Source organism: Acidobacteriota bacterium, assembly GCA_019347945.1.
Lineage (GTDB): Bacteria > Acidobacteriota > Thermoanaerobaculia > Gp7-AA8 > JAHWKK01 > JAHWKK01.
This window is the reverse complement of sequence record JAHWKK010000037.1, coordinates 1-21,560: the sequence shown is the minus strand read 5'-3', so window position 1 is coordinate 21,560 and position 21,560 is coordinate 1. Positions and strand designations below refer to the sequence as shown.

General features: G+C 61.8%; 18 protein-coding genes and 1 pseudogene. 14 read left to right on the top strand and 5 right to left on the bottom strand.

Translation table 11 applies throughout. The features are described from left to right. From KY459_15965 to KY459_15920, 10 genes and pseudogenes are all read left to right on the top strand, one after another. Nucleotides 1–302, top strand: a pseudogene (locus KY459_15965) (GNAT family N-acetyltransferase). 1,047 nt (nucleotides 303–1,349) lie between these two features. Next, on the top strand, nucleotides 1,350–2,957 hold the full coding sequence (locus tag KY459_15960; GenBank protein MBW3566204.1) for a (2Fe-2S)-binding protein: 1,608 nt from the start codon (nucleotides 1,350–1,352) through the stop codon (nucleotides 2,955–2,957). A gap of 15 nt (nucleotides 2,958–2,972) precedes the next feature. Next, a complete protein-coding gene (nuoH, locus tag KY459_15955) occupies nucleotides 2,973–4,067 on the top strand; it encodes an NADH-quinone oxidoreductase subunit NuoH (protein MBW3566203.1) in 1,095 nt (364 codons plus the stop codon). 3 nt (nucleotides 4,068–4,070) lie between these two features. Beyond that, nucleotides 4,071–4,592 (top strand): NADH-quinone oxidoreductase subunit J, encoded by a 522-nt coding sequence (locus tag KY459_15950; GenBank protein ID MBW3566202.1) that lies wholly within the window; start codon nucleotides 4,071–4,073, stop codon nucleotides 4,590–4,592. Next, nucleotides 4,589–4,891 (top strand): NADH-quinone oxidoreductase subunit NuoK, encoded by a 303-nt coding sequence (nuoK, locus tag KY459_15945; protein ID MBW3566201.1) that lies wholly within the window; start codon nucleotides 4,589–4,591, stop codon nucleotides 4,889–4,891. Before KY459_15950 ends, nuoK begins: the two co-directional genes overlap by 4 nt. A 57-nt stretch (nucleotides 4,892–4,948) precedes the next feature. Then, entirely contained in the window at nucleotides 4,949–5,380 is a 432-nt protein-coding gene (locus KY459_15940; protein MBW3566200.1) for a hypothetical protein, read from the top strand. Nucleotides 5,381–5,465: 85 nt separating this feature from the next. Beyond that, nucleotides 5,466–7,406 carry an NADH-quinone oxidoreductase subunit L gene (gene nuoL, locus KY459_15935; GenBank protein ID MBW3566199.1) on the top strand — a complete coding sequence of 647 codons (1,941 nt, stop codon included), beginning with the start codon at nucleotides 5,466–5,468 and terminating at the stop codon, nucleotides 7,404–7,406. Between the two features lie 35 nt (nucleotides 7,407–7,441). Beyond that, on the top strand, nucleotides 7,442–9,025 hold the full coding sequence (locus tag KY459_15930; protein MBW3566198.1) for an NADH-quinone oxidoreductase subunit M: 1,584 nt from the start codon (nucleotides 7,442–7,444) through the stop codon (nucleotides 9,023–9,025). Beyond that, nucleotides 9,022–10,473: an NADH-quinone oxidoreductase subunit N gene (locus tag KY459_15925; GenBank protein MBW3566197.1), complete on the top strand. Its 1,452-nt coding sequence runs from the start codon at nucleotides 9,022–9,024 to the stop codon at nucleotides 10,471–10,473. Before KY459_15930 ends, KY459_15925 begins: the two co-directional genes overlap by 4 nt. A gap of 9 nt (nucleotides 10,474–10,482) precedes the next feature. Then, entirely contained in the window at nucleotides 10,483–11,199 is a 717-nt protein-coding gene (locus tag KY459_15920; protein ID MBW3566196.1) for a redox-sensing transcriptional repressor Rex, read from the top strand. Here the strand turns inward: KY459_15920 and KY459_15915 are convergent. Then, complete coding sequence (locus KY459_15915) at nucleotides 11,145–12,788, bottom strand: SpoIIE family protein phosphatase (protein ID MBW3566195.1); 1,644 nt, start codon at nucleotides 12,786–12,788, stop codon at nucleotides 11,145–11,147. The two genes, KY459_15920 and KY459_15915, sit on opposite strands and share 55 nt — an antisense overlap. Nucleotides 12,789–12,932: 144 nt before the next feature. Next, nucleotides 12,933–13,334, bottom strand: a complete 402-nt coding sequence (gene arfB / locus KY459_15910) for an aminoacyl-tRNA hydrolase (protein ID MBW3566194.1) — start codon at nucleotides 13,332–13,334, stop codon at nucleotides 12,933–12,935. Between the two features lie 535 nt (nucleotides 13,335–13,869). Here arfB and KY459_15905 point away from each other — a divergent pair. Both KY459_15905 and KY459_15900 read left to right on the top strand, forming a co-directional pair. Then, entirely contained in the window at nucleotides 13,870–14,922 is a 1,053-nt protein-coding gene (locus KY459_15905; protein MBW3566193.1) for a 3-isopropylmalate dehydrogenase, read from the top strand. Nucleotides 14,923–15,282: 360 nt separating this feature from the next. Beyond that, complete coding sequence (locus KY459_15900; GenBank protein ID MBW3566192.1) at nucleotides 15,283–16,485, top strand: FHA domain-containing protein; 1,203 nt, start codon at nucleotides 15,283–15,285, stop codon at nucleotides 16,483–16,485. 6 nt (nucleotides 16,486–16,491) lie between these two features. Here KY459_15900 and KY459_15895 read toward each other — a convergent pair whose 3' ends face one another. Continuing rightward, entirely contained in the window at nucleotides 16,492–16,932 is a 441-nt protein-coding gene (locus KY459_15895; protein MBW3566191.1) for an NfeD family protein, read from the bottom strand. A gap of 68 nt (nucleotides 16,933–17,000) precedes the next feature. Beyond that, on the bottom strand, nucleotides 17,001–17,693 hold the full coding sequence (locus KY459_15890) for an RDD family protein (protein MBW3566190.1): 693 nt from the start codon (nucleotides 17,691–17,693) through the stop codon (nucleotides 17,001–17,003). Between the two features lie 672 nt (nucleotides 17,694–18,365). Between KY459_15890 and KY459_15885 the strand changes: the two genes are divergently transcribed. Next, nucleotides 18,366–18,911: a hypothetical protein gene (locus KY459_15885; GenBank protein MBW3566189.1), complete on the top strand. Its 546-nt coding sequence runs from the start codon at nucleotides 18,366–18,368 to the stop codon at nucleotides 18,909–18,911. Nucleotides 18,912–18,938: 27 nt separating this feature from the next. Here KY459_15885 and KY459_15880 read toward each other — a convergent pair whose 3' ends face one another. Next, complete coding sequence (locus KY459_15880; protein MBW3566188.1) at nucleotides 18,939–20,393, bottom strand: amidohydrolase family protein; 1,455 nt, start codon at nucleotides 20,391–20,393, stop codon at nucleotides 18,939–18,941. Between the two features lie 243 nt (nucleotides 20,394–20,636). Between KY459_15880 and KY459_15875 the strand changes: the two genes are divergently transcribed. Further along, entirely contained in the window at nucleotides 20,637–21,350 is a 714-nt protein-coding gene (locus KY459_15875; GenBank protein MBW3566187.1) for an MBL fold metallo-hydrolase, read from the top strand. The last annotated feature ends 210 nt before the right edge of the window (nucleotides 21,351–21,560 follow it).

Genomic DNA, 21,560 nt, shown 5'->3' with positions numbered 1-21,560 from the left:
GCGGTCACGCGAACGATCCTCCTCGACGGCCAGGTCGCGGGCAACATCGGGAGCTGGCCCCAGGACGGTGTCCGCCTCGTCGGCTACTGGATCGGCAAGGAGCATTGGGGCAAGGGTGTCGCGACCCGGCGCTCGCCGCTTTCTTGCATCTCGTCACTGAGCGTCCCCTCCACGCGCACGTAGCCAAGCACAACGTCGGCTCGATCCGCGTCCTGGAGAAGTGCGGCTTCAGCCTCGAGCGCGAGGAGAGCGTCGAGGTCGCCGGCCACGACGTCGGCGAGCTCGTACTCGTCCTGCGCTGAGGCCTCTACGCGCACAAGAGCCCGCTTGCCGAAGAAGATCAACCTCCATCTCGGCTGATCTCGAAGACGCTACGGCCTCAGACGCAGCTGGCAGACCTGGTCGCTTGTGGAAACTAAATGGGGATCATACCTTCGCGGGCTATTGCCCAAATCATAGACCGGGCCGCGGCCGGGAAGGCGGGCGCGAGTTAAAAGTGGATAGTGTGCGGAAAGTTCTGCCAAATTGAGAACGGGTCAGCGGCGCCGGGAGGGCGAACTCCTGCTGAGCCGCATCTCACCAAAAGGCCACCTGAAACCGCTCTCCGTCGCTGTTCCTCTCGATCCTCCTTCCATTCGACATTCCGGCACCTCGTCACGGTGCGGCTCAGCAGGAGCTTCGCCCTCCCGGTGTCGCGATTGGGATCGGGGTTTTGGGCAACAACCCGTTCGTTTTTCGATTTCCCGTGCACTCTCGGGCTTGGGGGCATTCTGCTCCTCGTGGAGAAGTGTCACGAAAGTTTCCATTCCGAGGGAGGAAAGTGAGCTCTTCGGGTAACGGTTGGACTTTTTCCTTTCACCGACAGATGGCTCTCCATGGCTCGGCCGCTCAGACTCGAAGATCGTGGCGCTCTGTGGCATGTCACATCGCGCGGCAACAACCGCGAGATGACCTTCCACGATGATGACGACCGGGAGTCGTTCCTCGGCATCCTTTGAAGCGTCGTCGCCCTTTTCAACTGGCGCATCCATGCCTGAGTCCTGATGGGAACCGCTACCCCCATTCTTCTCTCTGCTCCCACCAACACTCTCCGCGGGATGCAGCGGGCGAATGAGCAAGAAGAGACGATTCCCGCACATGGATCGGTTCGGGCTCCGGAGATGGTGGGTTTCAACCCATGTTCGCGACGAATTCACACCGGGTCGGCCGATCGGCCTTTGCATTGACCCGACCCCATCAAACCGATATTCTCTGCTGCTCGTGAGCAGCCGTCATGCTCCGCCCGTCTCTCGCAGGGCCGGCGCGGTCGCCGTACAAACGAAAGTACGACAGGAAAACGCTCAAATCCCATGGCAAAAGTCACCATCGACGGTATCGAGGTCGAAGTCGAAGACGGAATCAACATCGTCGAAGCAGCGAAGGCTGCCGACATCCATGTTCCCCATTTCTGCTACCACCCCTCACTGACCGTCGTCGGCCAGTGCCGGATGTGCCTGGTGGAAGTGGACGGCGTGCCGAAGCTCCAGGCCGGATGTGCAACCCCGGTCCGCGACGGCATGAAGATCTTCGTCCACAACGACAAGGTCGACAAGGCGCGCAAGGGGCAGATGGAGTTCCTTCTCATCAACCACCCCCTCGATTGCCCCATCTGCGACAAATCGGGAGAGTGCCCCCTCCAGGACTACGCCTTCAACTACGGCTCGGTCACCTCCCGATACGCCGAGTTCAAGCGCACCTACCCCGGTATGGACCGGACCGCGATCGGACCGCACGTCCTTCAGAACATGAATCGCTGCATCCACTGCACGCGATGCATCCGGTTCACCGAGGAGATCAGCGAGACGGGCGAGCTGGCGTTCTTCAAGCGAGGGGCGGAAACCGAGGTCGGCGTCTTCCCCGGAAGGCCGCTCGACAACTGGATGAGCGCGAACGTGACCGACATCTGCCCGACCGGTGCCCTCACCACGCGTGAATTCCGATTCGAGGCGCGCGCCTGGAACCTCGACGCGGCGAGCTCGGTCTGCAACGGCTGCGACGTCGGCTGCAACATTCACATCGAGCACAAGGGCGGGCGCATCTTCCGCTACAAGCCGCGCGTGAATCCCGAGGTCAACGATCATTGGCTCTGCGACTACGGCAGGTTCTCCCACGAGCGTTACGAGACCGAGCGGTTCGTCGTGCCGAAGCAGAGGCGTGACGACTATCTCGGGATCTCGAGCTGGACCGAGGTCTGGGAGGAGCTCGTCTCGAAGCTGCGTGAGGCCGAAAAGGTCGCGTTGATCGCCTCGGCACAGCTCACCAACGAGGAAGCCCGGCTCGCAAAGCGGCTCTTCGGCGATCTGCTCGCCGGCTCGACCGGTGTCCATGTCGATCCGATCGGTCCGATCAAGATGAAGAACAAAAAAGGATGGCTCGAGGGAACACAGGCCGGGCCGAATCTTCGCGGCATCGTGGCCAATGGCATCGAGGACACCGATCTCCCGAACCGGCTCATGGAGCGAGGAGCGTCCGGCATCGACGTCCTCTGGATCACCGACCCGGAGTTTTCCGAACGAGCGTCAGATCCGGCCGCGGTCGCGAAGCTCCGAAAGGCGCGGTTTCTGGTCGTCCAGGCGTGGGGACCGCATCCTCTGGCCGATGCGGCCGATCTGGTCATCCCCGGCGCGATCTTCGCGGAGAAGAGCGGAACGTTCACGAATCTGCAGAACCGGACGCAGCGGATTCATCAGGCCTATCTGCCGAAGGGCGATGCGATGTCCGACTGGGACGTCTTTCAGCGGCTGGGACGGAAGCTCTTCCCCGCCGATGAGGAGTTCGACGTCGACGAGCCCTACGATACATTCGAGCGGATGGTCGCTTCGAACGATGCCTTCGCGGACGCGAGCTGGGAGGCATCAGCCGCTCCCTCGACACTTCCCGCCCCCGCCGATCCCTCCTCCGAGGAGGCGCGCGCCTGAGCGCGCAGAGGTCGCATGCCTTTCGACGGTACTGACGTCACACTCAGTCTGATCAAGATCGCGATCGTGCTCGGCGTTCTGCTGAATGTCACGCCGATGATGGTGTGGGTCGAGCGCCGTGGGAGCGCGCTGATCCAGGATCGCCTCGGGCCGAATCGGGTCGGGCCCTTCGGCCTGTTCCAGTCGCTCGCCGATGCGCTGAAGTTCATCCTGAAGGAAGACATCATTCCGGCGCAGGCGCACCGGGTTCTCTTCACGATTGCCCCCGCGTTCGGACTGATCCCGGCGGTCACGACGATCGCAGTCGTTCCGTGGGGCAAGGCCTTCGTCATTCCGGAGATGACGTTCTTCGGATACGCGCTATTCGAGGGTGGCCGTCTGTTCGAGCCGATCCTGGCCGACGTCAACGTCGGGATTCTTCTGATCCTCGCCCTGTCGTCGCTCGGCGTCTACGGTCTCGCGACTGCCGGCTGGGCCTCGAACAACAAGTACTCGATGATCGGAGGGATCCGCGCGGCGGCCCAGATGGTCTCGTACGAGCTGGCCCTGGCGATCGCCGCAACCGGGGCGCTTCTGACGGCTGGCTCGCTGCGGCTCGTCGAAGTCGTGAACTACCAGACCGGCTACTACGTCCTCTTCGACGTGATCAAGCTGCCGGCCTGGAACGTCTTTCCGATGTTCCTCGGGTTCGTCGTCTTCGTGGTTGCCGCTTTCGCCGAGACCAACCGGCTCCCGTTCGACTTTCCGGAAGCGGAAGCGGAACTGGTGGCGGGATATCACACCGAATACTCATCGATGAAGTTCGCGCTCTTCTTCATGGCCGAGTACATGGCGATGGCGACGATCTCGGCGCTGGGCGTGACCCTGTTCCTCGGCGGCTGGGACATCCCCTGGTACGACGAGCCGGCGACGTTCCTCGGCTTCGTTCTTTCCGCGCTCTGCTTCGGAGCGAAAGTCAGCTTCATGCTCTTCGTCTTCGTCTGGGTCCGCTGGACTCTGCCGCGGTTCAAGTACGACCATCTGATGCAGCTCGGCTGGAAGGTTTTCATCCCACTCGCTCTGTTGAACGTGATCATTGCCGCGCTTCTGATCGCGGCACGATGGATCTGACCGATGTTCGAATATCTCATTTTCTTCACATTCGCCGCGATCGCTGTGATCTTCGCGATCGTGGTCATCATTCATCGGAACACGGTGATCAGCGCACTGTCGCTGGTGGTCTCGTTCTTCGCCCTCGCGGTGATGTACGTTCTTCTCGACGCCCCCTTCATGGCAGCCCTTCAGGTGCTTGTCTACGCCGGTGCGATCATGGTGCTGTTCCTCTTCGTGATCATGCTCCTGAACATCCAGAAGCTCCCTGAAGCCCCCGGGCGTCCGATTCATCAGTTTTTCGCATGGGTTGGCGGCTTCTGGTTCGGATTTCTGCTTCTCTACTACATCTCCAAGGCCGCGATCGTCGCCGACCCCCCTGAGATTTACGCATCGAATGCCCGGGACATCGGACTGAAGCTCTTCGAAGCCTATCTGCTGCCGTTCGAGCTCGTCTCGATCATGCTGCTGGCTGCGATCGTCGGGGCGCTGGTAATCACGCAGCGAATCGAACGGAGCATCCGGCCGGAGGAGGGCGCTCCATGATTCCGATCGAATGGTTTCTCTATCTGAGCGCGATCCTCTTCACGATCGGCGTGCTCGGAGTTCTGACCCGAAGAAATGGAATCACGATGTTCATGTCGATCGAGCTGATGATCAACGCGGTGAATCTCACGTTCATCGCGTATGCAAGGCAGCTCGGCGACCTCCACGGCCTGATTTTCGTCTTTTTCGTCATGGCGATCGCTGCCGCGGAAGCCGCCGTCGGCCTGGCGATTTTCGTAGCGCTTTTCAGACACCGGGAAACGATCGACGTCGATCAGGCGAACCTGATGCACTGGTGAGGGCACGTCCCTCGCAACCGTCATTCTTCGAGACCTGAATCTCGAAAGGATGGCCAGATGAAACAACGTCCACATGCAGATCAGAAACGAGAAAAGACTGACAAGAACCGCAACGGTATCGACGACACGATCGAGCCGGACGTTCCCGATGTCTCCGCGGGAAGCAGGAAGCTCGCAGAACGTCTCAGGCAAAACACCAACACCAATCCCGACCTCTCGGGCGGTGACATCGACGCGAAGTGGGAGGATACGGACTCCACAGGCGATGAAGGCGTCGCCGGCAGCGTGGCGACGCCAGGGCAGTCGAATGTCGACGCCATGGGTCGCGCGATGGGTGTCGAATATGAGGATGGAGAACCGCTGAAGGCGGGAAACAAGGAACGAGACCGCGACAAGGAGCGATGGGAGCTCGATCCGGCATCTTCGAGCGACTATCCGGAGCGGGCGAAGGAACAGGCAGAAAAGAAGGACCGTAACGAGTCGAGCTAGCGTCACGGGATAGAATCCCCCGCGTCGCCATGCTCGGCATGAAAGACGTGAGGAGGATGGACGCGGCTGAAGCCGCACCGTAGCGATGCTCGAACATCTGGGCTGGATTCCACTCGTACCGTTCATCGGATTCCTTCTGAACGGCCTTTTCGGCCGTCGGGCAGGGAAGTCGTTCGTCAGCATCGTTGCCGTCGGAGCCGCCGTCGTCTCGGCGATCCTCGGTACGATCGCCGCGATCGGTTACGCGCAGACCTACCACCACGGCGAACCGCACATCGACGTCGCCTGGACCTGGCTTGCATCGGGGATCATCGAGGCCGATATCGCCTTTCAGCTCGATCCCCTCTCGATCGTCATGCTGATGGTCGTCACCTGGATCGGCTCTCTGATCCACCTCTACTCAGTCGGCTACATGGCGCATGACGACGGCTACCATCGCTACTTCGCCTACCTCAACCTCTTTCTCGCGGCGATGCTCGTCCTCGTCCTCGCCAGCAATTACCTCTTCGCGTTCGTCGGATGGGAAGGCGTCGGGCTCTGCTCCTACCTCCTGATCGGCTTCTACCTCGACAAAGAGTGGGCGGCTGCCGCCGGGAAGAAGGCGTTCATCGTCAACCGCATCGGAGACTTCGGTTTCCTGGTGGCGATGTTCCTGATGTTTCAGTATGCCGGAACGGTCGACTACCAAGGCGTCGCCGATGCCGCCCTGACCGGCGGGATTCCCGCGGCGATCATCACCGGAATCTGCCTCCTTCTCCTCCTCGGAGCGACCGGCAAATCAGCTCAGATTCCACTCTATGTCTGGCTTCCCGACGCAATGGCCGGCCCGACCCCGGTCTCCGCGCTGATCCATGCCGCCACGATGGTCACGGCCGGTGTTTACATGGTCGTCCGGTCGAACGTGCTTTTCCGGATGTCACCTGAGGCGATGGCAACGGTCGCCCTGGTCGGAGCGGCGACGGGGATCGTTGCGGCAACGATCGCGCTCGCGCAGTACGACATCAAGAAGGTGCTCGCCTACTCCACCGTCTCTCAGCTCGGGTTCATGTTCATGGCCGCCGGAGTTGGAGCGTTCGTCGCCGCGATCTTCCACCTCGTCACCCATGCCTTCTTCAAGGCCTGCCTCTTCCTCGGCTCCGGATCGGTCATTCACGGAATGGGTGGTGAGCAGGATCTCCGGCAGATGGGCGGTCTGAAGCATCACATGCCGATCACCCGGATCACCTTCCTCGTATCGACCTACGCCATTGCCGGGCTCCCGCTCGCCGCCGGCTTCGTCTCGAAGGACGAGATTCTCGCCTCCGCCTGGGTCACGCCCTGGTTCGCGATGACCGGAAAGATCGTCTGGATCCTCGGAACGATCGCCGCGTTCCTGACCGCCTTCTACATGTACCGGCTCTACTACCTGACGTTCGAGGGGGAGTTCCGAGGAACCGAGGCGCAGCATCACCACGTTCACGAGTCACCGTGGACGATGACCGTTCCGCTGGTCGTTCTCGCGGTGCTCTCGGCGATCGGCGGGCTGATCCTCGGCTTCCCTCCGCTGTTCGGTCACATGCTTCACATTCCGCATCTTCTCGACCGGTGGCTCCATCCGATCTTCACCGAGGCGCCGGGGCTGCCCGAAGGAATCTTCACGATCCCGGCCTCGGGTGAAGCGATGGTGATGATCGTGTCGACGGCGCTGGCTCTGCTCGGTTGGTGGCTTGCGCGATCGTTCTTCCGCGACCGCCAGCTCAGCGGGGATGCCCGACTCCGGGCAAGCAGGCCGGGGCTCGCCACGATGCTCGAGAACAAGTATTACGTCGACGAGATGTACGACAAGCTCGTCGTCAGGCCGCTCCATTCGATTTCTGTATTTTCCTGGAAGATCATCGATGCGATCATCGACGGCACGATCAGCCTCGGGGCGTACATCGTGGGAGCTCTGGGCGATCTGATGCGATTTCTCCAGACCGGCAACGTGCGCAACTATGCCCTCGCTCTGCTCCTCGGAATGATCTTCTTCACATGGATGGCATCGTGACCATCGAAAGAACCCGAACGAGGTCCTGAAACGGAATGGAATACCTCCTCTCCATCATCCTCTGGTTCCCGCTCGTCGGAGCGGTTGCCGTGGCGCTGATGCCGAAGACTGCTCTTCAGGCGATCAAGGTCGTCGCCCTGACCGTGAGCGTGGTGGTCTTCGTGCTGTCGGTGATGATTCTTCCAGCCTTCGACGCCGCCAGCCCCGACTTCCAGCTCACCGAACAGCTCACCTGGATCGCGGTCTGGGGAGTCAGCTATGCGCTCGGAGTCGACGGAATCTCGCTGTGGCTGGTCCTGCTGACGACGTTCATCACGCCGGTCGTCATCCTCTCGCAATGGACCTCGGTCAAGCGCTATCTCAAGGAGTACATGGTCTCGATGCTCGCTCTCGAGTTCGGGATGCTCGGCGCTTTCCTCGCGATGGACCTGGTTTTCTTCTATGTGTTCTTCGAGCTGATGCTCCTCCCGATGTATCTCATCATCGGAATCTGGGGCGGCGCCAATCGCATCTACGCGGCGATCAAATTTTTTCTCTTCACGATCGCCGGATCGCTCCTGATGCTCGCCGGGATCATCTATCTCGGCGTTCTCAGCGGTCGCGGAGGGGCGCCGAGCTTCATGTTTCAGGATCTCTACGGGCTGACGATTCCTCCGGAGGCGCAGACGCTTCTCTTCTTCGTCTTCACGCTCGCCTTCGCGATCAAGGTTCCAGTCTTCCCGTTTCACACATGGCTTCCGGACGCGCACGTGGAGGCGCCGACAGGTGGCTCGATCATCCTTGCCGGCGTACTGCTGAAGCTCGGGACGTACGGTTTCATCCGGTTCGTGCTGCCGATCTTTCCGGAAGCGACGTTCCAGTGGGCCTGGCTGCTCGCGACACTCGGCGTAATCGGAATCATTTACGGTGCGCTCGTCGCCTGGGTTCAGCCGGACATGAAGAAGCTGGTTGCCTATTCATCGGTCTCGCATCTCGGCTTCTGCGTGCTCGGGATCTTCGCGCTCACCCAGGCGTCTCTCGAGGGGTCGATCATCCAGATGGTCAACCACGGGCTCTCGACCGGCGCCCTCTTCCTTCTCGTCGGCGTCATCTACGAGCGCCGGCACTCGAGGATGCTCGCGGACTTCGGCGGCATCGCATCGGTCGTTCCCCTCTTCACGGTCCTGTTCATTATTTCGGTTCTCGCCTCCGTGGGACTTCCCGGTCTCAATGGATTCATCGGCGAATTTCTGATCCTCGCCGGATCGTACGGGACGTTTCCCGTGCTGACGATCATCGCGACGAGCGGTGTGATCCTCGCCGCGATCTACCTGTTGTGGCTCGTGCAGAAGGTCTTTTTCGGCCCGATCGTCCACGAGGAGAATCGGACTCTTCCGGATATCGGGCGTCACGAGATGCTCGCAGTCGTTCCGCTAGTGATCTTCATGGTCTGGATCGGAATCCGGCCCGAAACGTTCCTTCGGCCGATGCGTCCGGCGGTCGCCCAGATGCTCGAGCTCGTCGAGGCCCGGCGCAACGGCGAAGAGATTCTGACGATCGAGCAACGGAACCGTGAGGCGGCCCGGCACGCAATGGCGGAGCTCCGAAAGCGGGAAGCGGCACAGGAGGTGTCGCGATGAGTTTCACACCGCTGATCGAGGCCAACTGGTACCTGGCGGTGCTTCCCGAGATCATCCTCAGCTGCGTCGGTATGATTCTGATCCTCTGGGACGCCTTTTTCCCGAAGGCGAAGGATGTTCTGGCGCCGTTGACGATCGTGACGATCCTTGCCGTGATCCTGTTCCAGAGTCCGGCCTCGGGTCTGTTTTTCGGCAATACGTGGGAGGTGAGCAGCCTCACGCGCCTGTTCGACTTCATCTTCCTGGTCGCCGCCCTTCTCGCCACGATGCTTTCCCGGGACTATCTGAGACGCGAGAGACTCGAAGGGGGAGAGTTCTACGCGCTGCTGCTGTGGGCAACCGTCGGGATGATGATGATGGCCAAGGGCCTCGATCTTCTGATCGTCGTCGTCGGTCTCGAAACGCTCTCAATCTGCATCTTTGCGCTCGTCGCCTATCACGGGCGGATCGCAATTTCGAACGAAGCTTCTCTCAAGTACTTTCTGATGGGAGCCTTCGCCACCGGATTCATCCTCTATGGAACGGCGCTGTTCTACGGCGCGACGGGATCGACCCGGATCGACGGACTTCAGACGGCGATCGTCGGAGGAAGCCCATCGCCGCTGGTCACGATTGCATTCATCATGCTGCTCGGAGGATTCGGCTTCAAGCTGGCGCTCGCCCCGTTCCACGGCTGGGCTCCCGACGTCTATCAGGGCGCTCCGACCCCCGTCGCCGCCTGGCTTTCGGTCGCTCCGAAGGCGGCGGCATTCATCGCACTGATTCGAATCGTTTCCGAGGTCGTTCCGATGGCTTCGAGCGTTGCCTGGACGACCGTGCTCGCAACGCTCGCCATCCTCTCGATGGTCATCGGGAACTTCGTGGCGATCGCCCAGCGCGATCTGAAACGAATGCTGGCCTACTCCGGGATCGCCCACGTCGGCTACATGATGATCGCCGTCCTGCTCGTCCGTCAGGATGCGATCGCTGCAGTCGCGATCTATGCGATCGTCTATGCGCTGATGAACATCGGAGCCTTCGGTGTCGTCTCGCTTCTCGACAAGAACCAGAACGATCCGCAAACGCTCGACGACATTGCGGGCATGGGATTCAGCCGGCCATTCGCGGGACTCGTGCTGAGCCTCTTCATGTTCTCGCTCGCCGGACTTCCACCGACCGCCGGGTTCATTGCCAAGTTTTACGTCTTCCGGGTCGCGATCGAAGCGGGAGCCATCAATCTCGCCATCATCGGAATCCTCACGAGCATCGTGTCGGTCTTCTACTACCTCCGGGTCGTCTATTTCGTCTACATGAAGGAGGCGGACGAATCGACGCCCCTTCCGGTACTCAACGTTCTTTCCGCCAGCGCGCTGGCGATCGCGGCGATCGGGATTCTTGCGATCGGCATCTTTCCGAGCCCGTTCTTCCGGACGGCCGTTCAGGCTGCATCGAACATTTTGCTTCGCTAGGGCCGCACGATGGCGAATCGCGACTCGAAGTCGCTTTCTGAACCGACCGTACAGCGGCTGTCGCTCTATCTCCGGTGCTGCGAAGAGCTGGAAGCCGGGTCGCAACGACAGATCTCGTCGCGGGGTCTCGCCGAGATGCTGAATCTTCAGCCCACACAGGTCCGGAAGGACCTCTCTCTTCTCGGCGACTGCCCGGGAATCCCGGGCGTCGGCTATCACGTCGGAAGTCTGCGCGCGCGGCTCACCACCGAGCTCGGGCTCGACGTCGAACGGGAAGTCGTCATCGCCGGAGCGGGAAATCTCGGCGTCGCCCTCGCGAATTACGAGGGCTTCACTCGCCGCGGATTCCGGATCGTCGCGCTTCTCGACCAGTCTCCCGAGAAGGTGGGCACGCTCACTTCGAGCGGGGTCCCGATCATCCCTCGTTCGGAGCTGCCGGTGCTCGCGAGCGCTCATCAGCTCGCAATCGGTGTCATCACCGTCCCGGCCGATGCGGCGCAGGAGATCCTCGACGCTTTCGTCGACGTGGAGATCCGCTCGATCCTGAACTTCGCGCCTGTCGTCCTCGACGCGCCTGCCGGTGTCAACGTGAAATCAGTCGATCTGAGGGCGAGTCTCGAGACTCTCACATGGTTCCTCGGAAACACCGCCGGTCGCCGGGAAGAATCGAGTCAGGCAGAATCGCGACAGACGGACAGCAGCGTCACGTCGTCACCGAGTGAATGACCCTCCGTGAACTCCATGACTCTCCCCTCCACCTCGTCGATCACACCGCATGGATCCTTTCCATGAAGGCCCTTCGCGACCTCGACCACCTTGTCGAGCCCATACTCGTCGCCCGCCTCGTTCTCCGCCTCGATCACTCCGTCCGTGAACATGATCAGCCCATCTCCTGGATAGAGCTGAACCTTCTGATCCCGATAGACGGCGCCAGCGAAGATTCCGACCACCATGTCAGTCGAGTCGAGCCTCTCGACACGATCTCGTCGGATCAGCAGTGGAGGAGTGTGCCCCGCATTGGTGAACTCGATCATTCCCGTCGTCGGATCGAGAACGGCGGCGAATAACGTGACGAACTTGGTCGGTGATGTTCGGGGAGCGAGGGTGTCGTTGATCTTCTTCACGACCTCGGCTGGCGTCCTCCCCGCAGTCGCGAAGATCGAGAATGCGGTCGCGAGACTCGCCATGATCAGCGCCGCGGTGATTCCCTTTCCGCTGACATCCGCGATGACGAACCAGACCTTCCCGTCGTCGGTCACCTTGTAATCGTAGTAGTCACCGCTCACCGTCCAGCAGGGCCGATTCCGCGCAGCGAACTGGAAACCGGCAACCGTCGGCGGCTCGGCGGGGAGGATCCTCGCCTGTACCGTGTACGCGGTTTTGAGCTCGGCTTCCATCCGCTGCTTCACGAGCGACTCCTCGCGCAGCTTCGTCGTCTCGAGCTTGAGCGCCGCGATCCTCGCAATCCGTGTCGCGAGCCGCACGTCGTCTTCCGAGATGTAACGCGCCTGAAGCTGATAGTCGAGATAGAGGACGCCTCGAACCTCGCCTCCCCAGATCAGCGGCGCACAAAGGGCCGAGCGAATCTGCTGCCCGATGATCGACCGAGCCTGCGCCAGATTCTCGTCCTCGGACACATCCGTGAAGGCCAGCGCTTTTCTCTCGTCCACCACCTCTCGGAGCAGCGTCCTGCTGATCCGCAGCTCTTCGCCGTCCTCGAGGTGGTTCGATCGCACACGGACTTCCTCGAAATCGGATCGATCCTCGGTCAGGATGCCCAGCGCCACACGAGAAGGCTCGAGCAGGTTCAGAACCCGATCGACGATGAAATCGAAAAGCTCCGCGAGCGGACGATCTTCGAGAAGCTCGATTGCCAGCCGGTTCTCGATCTCGAGCCGTTCGGCACCGATCTTCGAGTCGTCGATGTCCGGAACGGGAATGGAAATGCTCGTTTCGGAAATCCCGTCGCGCACCTGGATCGACCCCGATGACGGTACCGCCGATCCTTCGATGACGATCGACGAGTCGCCCAGCGTGATCCGGTCCCCCGGAGAGAGGGAGAGCTGCCCGTCGACGCGCTCTCCATTGACGAAGGTCCCGTTCGCGCTCCCATGATCGTCAATGACCCACCCCCCGGCGCTCCACCGAAATGCCGCGTGCTTCCTCGAGAGATAGCGATCCCGGATGGGAATGTCGCAGTCCGGCGACCGGCCGATCGTCAGCACGGCGTCATCGAGCTCCACCCGCTCCGCCGGATAACCGGGCTGCTGGATCATCAGGCTCAATTTGCGTGGAGTGAGCTGGCCGGAGGACATGACCCGAGGATTTTACTACCCGAACGTGCAATTTCGAGCGGTGGCTCGTTAACCGGGACCGTCATCACGGGAACGGTCGCCGTTCAGGACGCTCTGGTCGGGCCGGACAGTCCGGCGGACTTCCGTCCGGCCGGTACACGAATCTCAGAGAGGATTGTTGCGATCCTTCTTGATCTGCGAGCGCTTCTTCTTTTCTTCGAGACGACGCTCCCTGGCCGCCCGCGGAACGCGGGTCGGCTTTCGTCGCGGGCGCCGGACCAGCGCCGAGGTCAGCAGCTCGTTCAGCTTCTCGATCGCGTCTTCTCGGTTGCGATGCTGGGTTCGATACTGTTGAGAAGTGACCTGCAGGACGTCATCCCGGGTGATGCGGGTTCGAAGGCGCCGTCGGATCTGTTCTTTCTCTTCACTCGTGAAGAGCTCCGACGCGCCCACGTCGAAGCTGACGGTCACTCTCGTCTCGACCTTGTTCACGTTCTGGCCGCCCGGACCGCCGCTGCGGGAAGTCGTGATCTCGAGCTCGCTCTGTGGAATCTCCACCTTTCGCATCGTGGGATCTCCCTGCTTTCCCGGTGCCAGCATGGATTCCAGGCGTCTGATCGAGCCGATCGCACGGTCGCGGAAGCTCGCTGCGGGGCGGCTCGGCAGGCGCCTCGCCCTCCCGGTGAAAATCGCGCAAGCTCCGGAAGTCCCGTCCGCCTCTTGTCATCCTGAGCAAGTGACCGGCGCCTGCGCCGGTGAATCGGAAATGACACCGTGAGTGCGGAAACAACCGAACTCGCGTACTCAAACAAACGTCATCCTGAGCGGGCGGTCGGGCGGGCAGGCGAAGAGCCTGCCCTGAGGGGTGATGGGCGGGGGAAACCGAAGGGACCTCGCAGGTTGGGACATCAACCCAAGCGAAGCGCTGCAAGAGGTCGAAGTCCAACAATTTTGTGGTCGTTTCATTAGGAGCCGCCGAAGACGGGCGAAGAATTTGGGCGTGGCTCGCGAATCATCGTCATGGTGGGCCGGAGGAATCATCCATGAGCCTCGCCTCCTGATAAGATCGGCGTCCATTTTTCGGGAGGGCGCAAAATCATCCATGACGAAAAAGATCGCAGTCGTACCAGGCGATGGTATCGGCCCCGAGGTGACCGCGGAAGGCGTTCGGGTGCTGAAGAGACTGCAGAAATCGGGCGCGGTCGATCTCGAGCTCGTTCACTTCGACTGGTCCGCCGACAAGTACCTCGAGACGGGCATCTCAATGCCCGTGGGAGCGATGGAGGACATCCGCCAGAACTACGACGCGGTGTACGTCGGGGCGTTCGGAGACCCTCGCGTCCCCGACATGAAGCACGCCGCCGACATTCTCCTCGGCATGCGATTCCAGCTCGATCTCTACGTCAACTACCGCCCTGTCAGGCTTCTCCACGAATCGCTCTGTCCGATCAAGGGGAAGACGCCGGACGACGTCGACATCGTGATCTTCCGCGAGAACACCGAGGGGGCGTACGTTGGAATGGGCGGCATCTTCAAGAAGGGAACGGAAGACGAAGTCGCCGTCCAGGAGGACGTGTCGACTCGGAAGGGTGTCGAGCGCATCATCCGCCACGCTTTCGAGTTCGCGAAACAAAACGGCCGCAAATCGGTCTGCATGTCCGACAAGAACAACGTGATGCGCTTCGGTGGAGACCTCTGGATGCGCACATTCGAGGACGTCGCCCGTGAATATCCGGACATCGAGCACTTCCACATGTTCGTCGACGCGCTGAGCATGCAGATGGTCAGAGCACCCGAGATGTTCGATGTGATCGTCACGAACAACATGTTCGGCGACATCATCACCGATCTCGGCGCGGCCCTTCAGGGTGGGCTCGGCGTCGCGGGATCCGGCAACATCCATCCTGGCCGCGTATCGTTGTTCGAGCCGATTCACGGCAGCGCTCCGAAGTATGCGGGCAAGGACATCGCGAATCCTGTTGGTGCCATCCTGACCGCCGCGATGATGCTCGATCACCTCGGTTATCACGAGCCGGCCGCGAATATCGACGCCGCCGTGGCGGAGGCCGTCCGATCGGGAGAGACGACGCGCGATCTCAGCGGGACGCTCGGAACGAGGGAAGCCGGCGATGCAATTCTCTCGCGGCTCGGGTGATCCCGGGCGCATGACGTTGTTTTGCGCTCGCCACATCCAAACACCTCGTCATCCTGAGCCGCCGAAGGACGGCGAAGGATCTGGGGGACGGTCGTCAGTGGACGTGACCAGAACCCGAAGCGCTCACTCGCGATCCCCCGCCCAGATTCTTCGCCCGCGCTCCGCCGGGCTCAGAATGACGTCGGTTCCATCGCTGACGTTCGCCACGTCCAGGCACTCGTCATCCAGCCACCAAAGGACAGTGGACGGATCCGGGGGGTCGGTCGTGAGCAACCTGACCAGCGCCTGCAGTGCTCACTCACGAGGCCAGTGCTCCCCGCCATGCCGCGATCGAGCGGTTCACGTGTACAATAGTCTGTCATGGCGAGACTTACGTTCACTCTCCCGACGGGTGAGCAGCAGTCATTCACCCTCTACAGCGACCGGAGAATCCGGATCGGACGGGAGAGGAACAACGAGATTTCCCTAAGGGACGCCAGAATTTCACGAACCCATGCGGAGCTGACCTTCGAGCGTGGATTCTACGTGATCCGCGACCTCGGCAGCGCCAACGGAACCTGGGTGAACGGGAAGCAGATCAAGGTCGCTCCCCTGACCGACGGCGCGGTTGTGAAAATGGGCGCCACGACCGGCACGTTCTCGGAGGAGCTCGACCAGGACACTCCCCCTCGCTTTTCGGAGTCCGGCATCGCGGATCAGCCCGCGACTCGCGAGACCCCCTGGCCACCCGGCAAGGTGCCCGAACCGGTGAGCGGCGAGTCCGGCATCACAAAGCCGAATCCGAAGGGCAATCCCGATGACCTCGACCCCGAGTACTACGATCAGGTACCCACCGCGGAGATCCCGGACGAACGAAATCGGAAAGTTCGGGATACCTCAATCATTCCGAGCTCGACCTCGAAGTATGAGATCAGAGCTCCCGAGCCTCACGAGAGTGGGCGCATCAACGACGAGGCCGGCCGGGCGGTTTCCTACTTCCGATCCGCGTGGAATCTCGCCGCCCTGGTTGCTCCGATTGTCGCGTCGGTGATGGTCGTCTGTGGATTCTTCGCCGTTGTCTCGCTCCTTCTCCAGGGGATGTTCGTCCCCGCCGTCTGCGCTGCGGGACTCACGGCCGCCTTCTCCTGGGCCGTTCTGACGCTTGCGCCGCGCAAGCTCGTCGAATTTTTCCACGACGAGCTGCTCGACGAGACCTGGTTCCGGCTGAGTCAGGAGAGTCCGGCCTTCCCGCGCCTGGTGTATCGCGCGCAGGACGCATCGGGTAACGTGATCGCCTGGTTCGTCTCCTCGGCGCTGTCCCGAAGCTGGGAGGCACGCTCGAGCATCGCCGGGCCCGCCTTCGCGGAGCTCCGCCGCGAGTACTCGTCGGTGTTTCAGGCCGTCGCCGACCTCCTCGGCCTTCCCGTGGCCCGGCTGTGGACTCTGATCGATCAGACGACGTCGCGGGGCCGGCTGGAGACCCGGCACTCGGTGGCCACCCTCTCGATTTCCGCAAGCGAAGGGCCCGAGGACGATCTCCGCATTCCTCTGTCGTTTGCGGTTCTCAGCCTCGTCGCACGCTGAGCGGAATCATTGCTTATCGATCGACGGAAAGATAACCAGGGTCAAACCTTCGATCCGATCGATCGAGCATCGGTCCCCAGCGCCGATCTCGAGATCCCCTTCGTTCCGTCCGTTCCAGGAAGTTCCGCGGATTTCGATCTTTCCCGTGGCTCCGGGCGCAATCGTCTCGAGCGCGATTCCCTTTTCGCTCGCAATCGACTCGATCTCCTTCGACATCCCTTCGAGTCCCAGCTTCTCCCGCAATGGCTGGCGGAAGATGAGCATAAATATCATCGAAACGAGCGCGAAGACGATCAATTGCATCCAGAGCGGCCCGCCAAAGCCAGCCGCCACGAGAATTCCGACCGCGATCGCCCCGAAAGCGAAAAAACCGGGATGAAAGGTCGTCGTCAGCCATTCGATTGCGAGAAGGACCAAAGCGATGAGAATCCAGATCCACCAGGCCATTTGAGCAGCTAAGGGTAGTCGGAGGGACTTGCTAAATCAACGAAGGAAATCGATCGTTTCCAGCCTCGTCAGGGGACCGTCGTGAGCGCATTCAGCGTGCTTGCGATCTCCCGTCCCACCGCTTCAGAGCAACCCGGACAGAAGACACCGCCACCCCAGATGGCGGCGGCGATGATGACGATCAGCGTAATCAGAGCCGCGCCTCTCTCCATCGGCTGCATTGGAACCTGGATCACCATGGTGCCACCGACGAAATCGCCGACTCGTTTCTGTGACCGGTTGTGGGCGGCAACCACGAATCCGACGAAGTAGAGAGCGATTCCGTCGACGAGCCGGAGCAGATTTCTCAGCGCTACCGCCCCGATCATCCGCCGCTCACCGGTGCTGACCACCCGAAGTCCCATCACCAGTTTTCCGGGCGTCGTTCCGGCCAGCCCTTCGAGCAGCGTGTGATACGCGAAAATCAGGAGAAACCAGCCGAAGAACAGCCCGATCGTCGCCCCAGTACCCGGCTGGTAAAAGGTCAGCGCGGCCTCCCGGACGTAAAGACCGAACGTAAAGGCGATGACGGCGAACAGAAGGACCCGGTCGAACAGAAGCGCCAGCGCCCGATCGCCGACAGGTCCGGGTACGACCGTCGTCTCCGCTTTCTTTCCCGAAGGTGAGCTTCTCGCCGCCGGTCTCTCCGCGGCCGCACCGCCGCCACTCGGCAGAACCTTTCCGCAGACGAAGCACGAGACTCCGACCCCGCCGTTCTTCACTCCACAAGCTGGGCAGTACACCGAAATCTGGGTTCCTCCTGCGCCGACTCGACCGGATTATGGCGATACGTTACAGGACCGAAGGTCGAACGGACAAATCAGGGATCAGGGATCAGGGATCAGGGATCAGGGGTCAGGGATCAGGGGCAGGAAACAGGGTGAAGAGTAAGGCACTCGTCGTCCTGAGCAAGTAGACCGAGGCGAGAAGGCCCCGTGGGATCGGGAATGAAGCCGGAAAAGTGACCATGGCGCGGAGCGCTGGTTCCGATGAAGAGGCCGGGCACGGGCGCGGGCAGGGGCACGGGCAGGGGCAGGCCTCGCGAACGGATGTTTCATTAGGAGTCGCCGAAGGACGGCGACCCTCTTGCAGCGCTTCGCTTGGTCTGATGTCCCAACCTGCGATGTCTTCGCCTGCCCGCCCGACCGCCCGCTCAGGATGACGTCGGTTTGAGTACGCGAGTGCGGTTGTTTCTGCACTCACCGGTGTCATTTCCGCTTCACCGTCGCAAACGCCCCGGTCAGTTGCTCAGGATGACGAGTGCCTTACCCTGATCCCTGATTCCTGACCCCTGATCCCTGATCCCTGCTTTCAGGTCATTTCCTTACAGTCTTGCAACACTCTGAAAACGGAAACGCCGGGAGCTGGCGTCGTTCTCGAATCAGCACAGGGGGATGCGTTGGCTCGCGATCATCCTCTCGATGCCCCTCCTGGTGGCCTGTCCAGACGCCCGGGATGCGGATATTCCACCCGAAACGTCGACCGAATTTGCGGTCGATGCGGGTACCGTGACCGCCAGCCCGGACACGACGAATCTGCAGATCACGCCTCAGGCCGCCGTGCGGTCCTACTACGACGCGATCAACCGGCGGGATTTCGCGACCGCATGGAGAATGTGGGACAACGAAGGAGAGGCGAGCGGAAAGTCTCTGGTCGACTTTTCGACCGGATTCCAGGGAACGCGCAACATCAAGCTGGAGCTCGGTGAAGTCGTCACCGACGACCTGAGCTCCGTGGACGTCCCGGTCGTGGTCACCGCGGAGATGAAGGCGGAGGAGACACGCGTTTTCGCCGGCACCTACACCCTACGGCGATTCGAGACTGATCGGACGAACGAATGGCGAATCGTCTCCGCGGATCTCACGCTCGTCCCCTCTTCCGAGGAACCGGGGGCCTTCGAAGCGTTCGATCAGCAGCCTCCGCGTACGGCGGACGAATAGCCGCGCCACGGCTCGCCATCCTACGGATCATTCGGTCGTGCGGGTCGTCTTCGCCTCGCTGACGATGCGCGCGACGTCCTCGAGAAGCTTCGGCGCATCGTAGATGATCCCGTCCTTGATGACCCAGCGAACCCCGCCGACACGTTCCGGCAGCCCTGTCTCGTCATTGACCCTGATGGCGCCGGTTCCATAGAGCACCTTCAGATTCGCCACCGGGTTTTCCGGCACGATCACCAGATCCGCCAGCATCCCCTTCCGGATGATGCCGACCTCGGGCGTCTCGCCCCCGGGTGCGGCCAGCGTCTCCGCGCCGCAGAGCGTCGCTGCCCTAATGACTTCCAGCGGATGAAAGCCAGCCTCCTGAAGCAGCTCGAGCTCACGGATGTAGTCGAAGCCGTAGAGCTTGTAGATGAAGCCCGAATCGGATCCCGTGCAGACGCTCCCTCCCCGGTTCTTGTACTCGTTCAGAAACCGCATCCAGATCCGATAGTTCTCTTTCCACGCGATCTCGTCCGCCGTGGTCCAGTCGAACCAGTACGAACCGTGCGCCTTCCGGCTCGGCTGATAGAACGCCCAGAGCGATGGAAGCGTATACGTATCGTGCCATTCGGCTCGCCGCGCGCGCATCTGATCGCGGGACGCCTCGTAGATCGTCAGCGTCGGATCGATGACGAAGCCGAGCTCGAGCAGCTCGTCCATCACCGCCTCCCACTTCTCGGAGCCAGGCTTCGCTGCCTGCTGCCACAATCTCCCCGCCTCTCCGAACCGATGCTGTTCGTCGTTGTAGTTGTAGTCGAGCGTAAAATCCTGAATCGACCGGTCCTCGAACAGCGCCTCGGGCAAACCGTACCAGTGCTCCATTCCGCGCAGACCGAGCCTCGCAGCATCGACCACGTTCATTCGCGCAACCCCCATCTGCGCGAGATGCGCCTGGGATCCCATCCCCTGCTTCCTCGCTTCGTCGAGCAGCGCTCCCATCACCTCCGGATCGAGAATCCGGTCACCCGCTCCCGAGGACCAGAGCTTCAGCCCCCTGATTCCTTTCCCCTTCGCCCACCGGACGAACGCCCGCGCATCTTCGGCAGTCTCGACCGGCGTCGGCGACATCTGCACGAACGCGTACGGAACGATTCGCGGAGCCACGATCTCGTTCCGGTCGCTCCTCTTCATCTCGTTGACCGTCCAGTCGATACCGTTCGACGATCCCGGCTCGCGAATCGTCGTGACCCCGTGTGCCACCCAGAGCTTGTATACGTACTCGGCGTACGGCGCCTGTGCTCCTCCGATGTGCGCGTGAAGATCGACGAAGCCCGGAAGGACATACATCCCGTGCGCGTCGATCTCTTTCGACGCGCCCTGCGGGCGGTTCTCCTCGCTGATCGGAACCTTCGGATAGCCGACGCTCGCGACTCTCGCGATCCGGTCGCCCTCGATGACGATGTCGACCGGTCCCTGCGGCGGCGCGCCCGTCCCGTCGATCATCGTGGCCCCTCGTATAATGAGCCGCTCGAACGGCCCCTCTCCTTCATCTGCTGCGCGATCGGGTGCCGCCGCAACCGGTCCCTCCTGAGCTGTGAGCGGTACCGTGAACAGCGCGATGAGCAAAAGAGTGAGCAGTCCGGTCTTCACGTGCAAGTCCTCCTCGATCCAGGTCCGGATTCTACGCGACGATGCGACGGCTCGCCGGTGGAAATCATTTCGCGGTCCATCCGACTTCAGAGAGGCATGTCCGACAGACTCTACTTCCGGCAGCTTCTCGCGGGACGTGACTTCGCCCGCTCGAATCCCGTTGCGGCGCAGATGGTCAACTTCTGCTACCTCATCGGCGACCGCGAAACGCGCGACTGCGTCGTGGTCGATCCCGCATGGGACGTGGCGGACCTCGTCAGCGTCGCGCAGCAGGACGACATGAAGATCGTCGGCGCGCTCGTCACTCACTATCATCCCGATCACATCGGGGGAGATCTCTTCGGCCACCAGATCGAAGGCGTCGCGTCGCTCAAGGAGATCGCCGATGTCCCGATACATTGCCATCGCGCCGAATCGCGCGGGGTCAAGGTCGTCTCGGGTCTCGAGCCGGGCGACCTGACCCAGCATGATGGCGGCGACGTTGTCCGCGTCGGCGAGGTCGCAATAGAGCTCCTACATACGCCAGGCCACACACCGGGAAGCCAGTGCTTTCTCGTCGAAGGCCGCCTCGTGTCCGGCGACACGCTCTTCGTTCAGGGTTGCGGTCGCGTCGATCTTCCCGGTGGCGACGCCGAGGAGATGTACCGGACGATCGCGCAGCGTCTGACGAAGCTCCCGGAGTCGACCGTTCTCTATCCGGGCCACCACTACGCCGACGTTCCTTCGACGACGATGGGCGAGCAATTCGCGACCAATTACGTCTTTCGCCCGAAGAGCCTCGACGACTGGATGTCGTTGATGGGGCGGTGAACAGGCAGTCTACGGGGTCGGGGGGGGGTGTTGGTGAGTAAAAACTAGCGGGGGTTACACCCCGGGGGTGGGTGGGGCGGGTGGGTTTAATTAGTAGAACGCCCCCCCGCCGACCACCAAGCAGCGGGGGTCTCGGGGACAGCGGGCGGGGTGGGATGGGGGGGGCGGGCTTAAGCGGGGGCGCCGGGGGGGGGCGCGGGCGGGGGGGGC

Excerpts from the sequence above, each read along its gene's own strand:
- nuoL (MBW3566199.1), top strand. The coding sequence starts at position 5,466 with ATGCTCGAACATCTGGGCTGGATTCCACTCGTACCGTTCATCGGATTC.
- KY459_15915 (MBW3566195.1), bottom strand. The coding sequence starts at position 12,788 with ATGTCCTCCGGCCAGCTCACTCCACGCAAATTGAGCCTGATGATCCAG.
- KY459_15885 (MBW3566189.1), top strand. The coding sequence starts at position 18,366 with ATGCGTTGGCTCGCGATCATCCTCTCGATGCCCCTCCTGGTGGCCTGT.
- KY459_15940 (MBW3566200.1), top strand. The coding sequence starts at position 4,949 with ATGAAACAACGTCCACATGCAGATCAGAAACGAGAAAAGACTGACAAG.
- KY459_15900 (MBW3566192.1), top strand. The coding sequence starts at position 15,283 with ATGGCGAGACTTACGTTCACTCTCCCGACGGGTGAGCAGCAGTCATTC.
- KY459_15950 (MBW3566202.1), top strand. The coding sequence starts at position 4,071 with ATGTTCGAATATCTCATTTTCTTCACATTCGCCGCGATCGCTGTGATC.
- KY459_15875 (MBW3566187.1), top strand. The coding sequence starts at position 20,637 with ATGTCCGACAGACTCTACTTCCGGCAGCTTCTCGCGGGACGTGACTTC.
- nuoK (MBW3566201.1), top strand. The coding sequence starts at position 4,589 with ATGATTCCGATCGAATGGTTTCTCTATCTGAGCGCGATCCTCTTCACG.
- nuoH (MBW3566203.1), top strand. The coding sequence starts at position 2,973 with ATGCCTTTCGACGGTACTGACGTCACACTCAGTCTGATCAAGATCGCG.
- KY459_15880 (MBW3566188.1), bottom strand. The coding sequence starts at position 20,393 with ATGATCGACGGGACGGGCGCGCCGCCGCAGGGACCGGTCGACATCGTC.
- KY459_15920 (MBW3566196.1), top strand. The coding sequence starts at position 10,483 with ATGGCGAATCGCGACTCGAAGTCGCTTTCTGAACCGACCGTACAGCGG.
- KY459_15960 (MBW3566204.1), top strand. The coding sequence starts at position 1,350 with ATGGCAAAAGTCACCATCGACGGTATCGAGGTCGAAGTCGAAGACGGA.
- KY459_15925 (MBW3566197.1), top strand. The coding sequence starts at position 9,022 with ATGAGTTTCACACCGCTGATCGAGGCCAACTGGTACCTGGCGGTGCTT.
- KY459_15895 (MBW3566191.1), bottom strand. The coding sequence starts at position 16,932 with ATGGCCTGGTGGATCTGGATTCTCATCGCTTTGGTCCTTCTCGCAATC.
- arfB (MBW3566194.1), bottom strand. The coding sequence starts at position 13,334 with ATGCGAAAGGTGGAGATTCCACAGAGCGAGCTCGAGATCACGACTTCC.
- KY459_15930 (MBW3566198.1), top strand. The coding sequence starts at position 7,442 with ATGGAATACCTCCTCTCCATCATCCTCTGGTTCCCGCTCGTCGGAGCG.
- KY459_15905 (MBW3566193.1), top strand. The coding sequence starts at position 13,870 with ATGACGAAAAAGATCGCAGTCGTACCAGGCGATGGTATCGGCCCCGAG.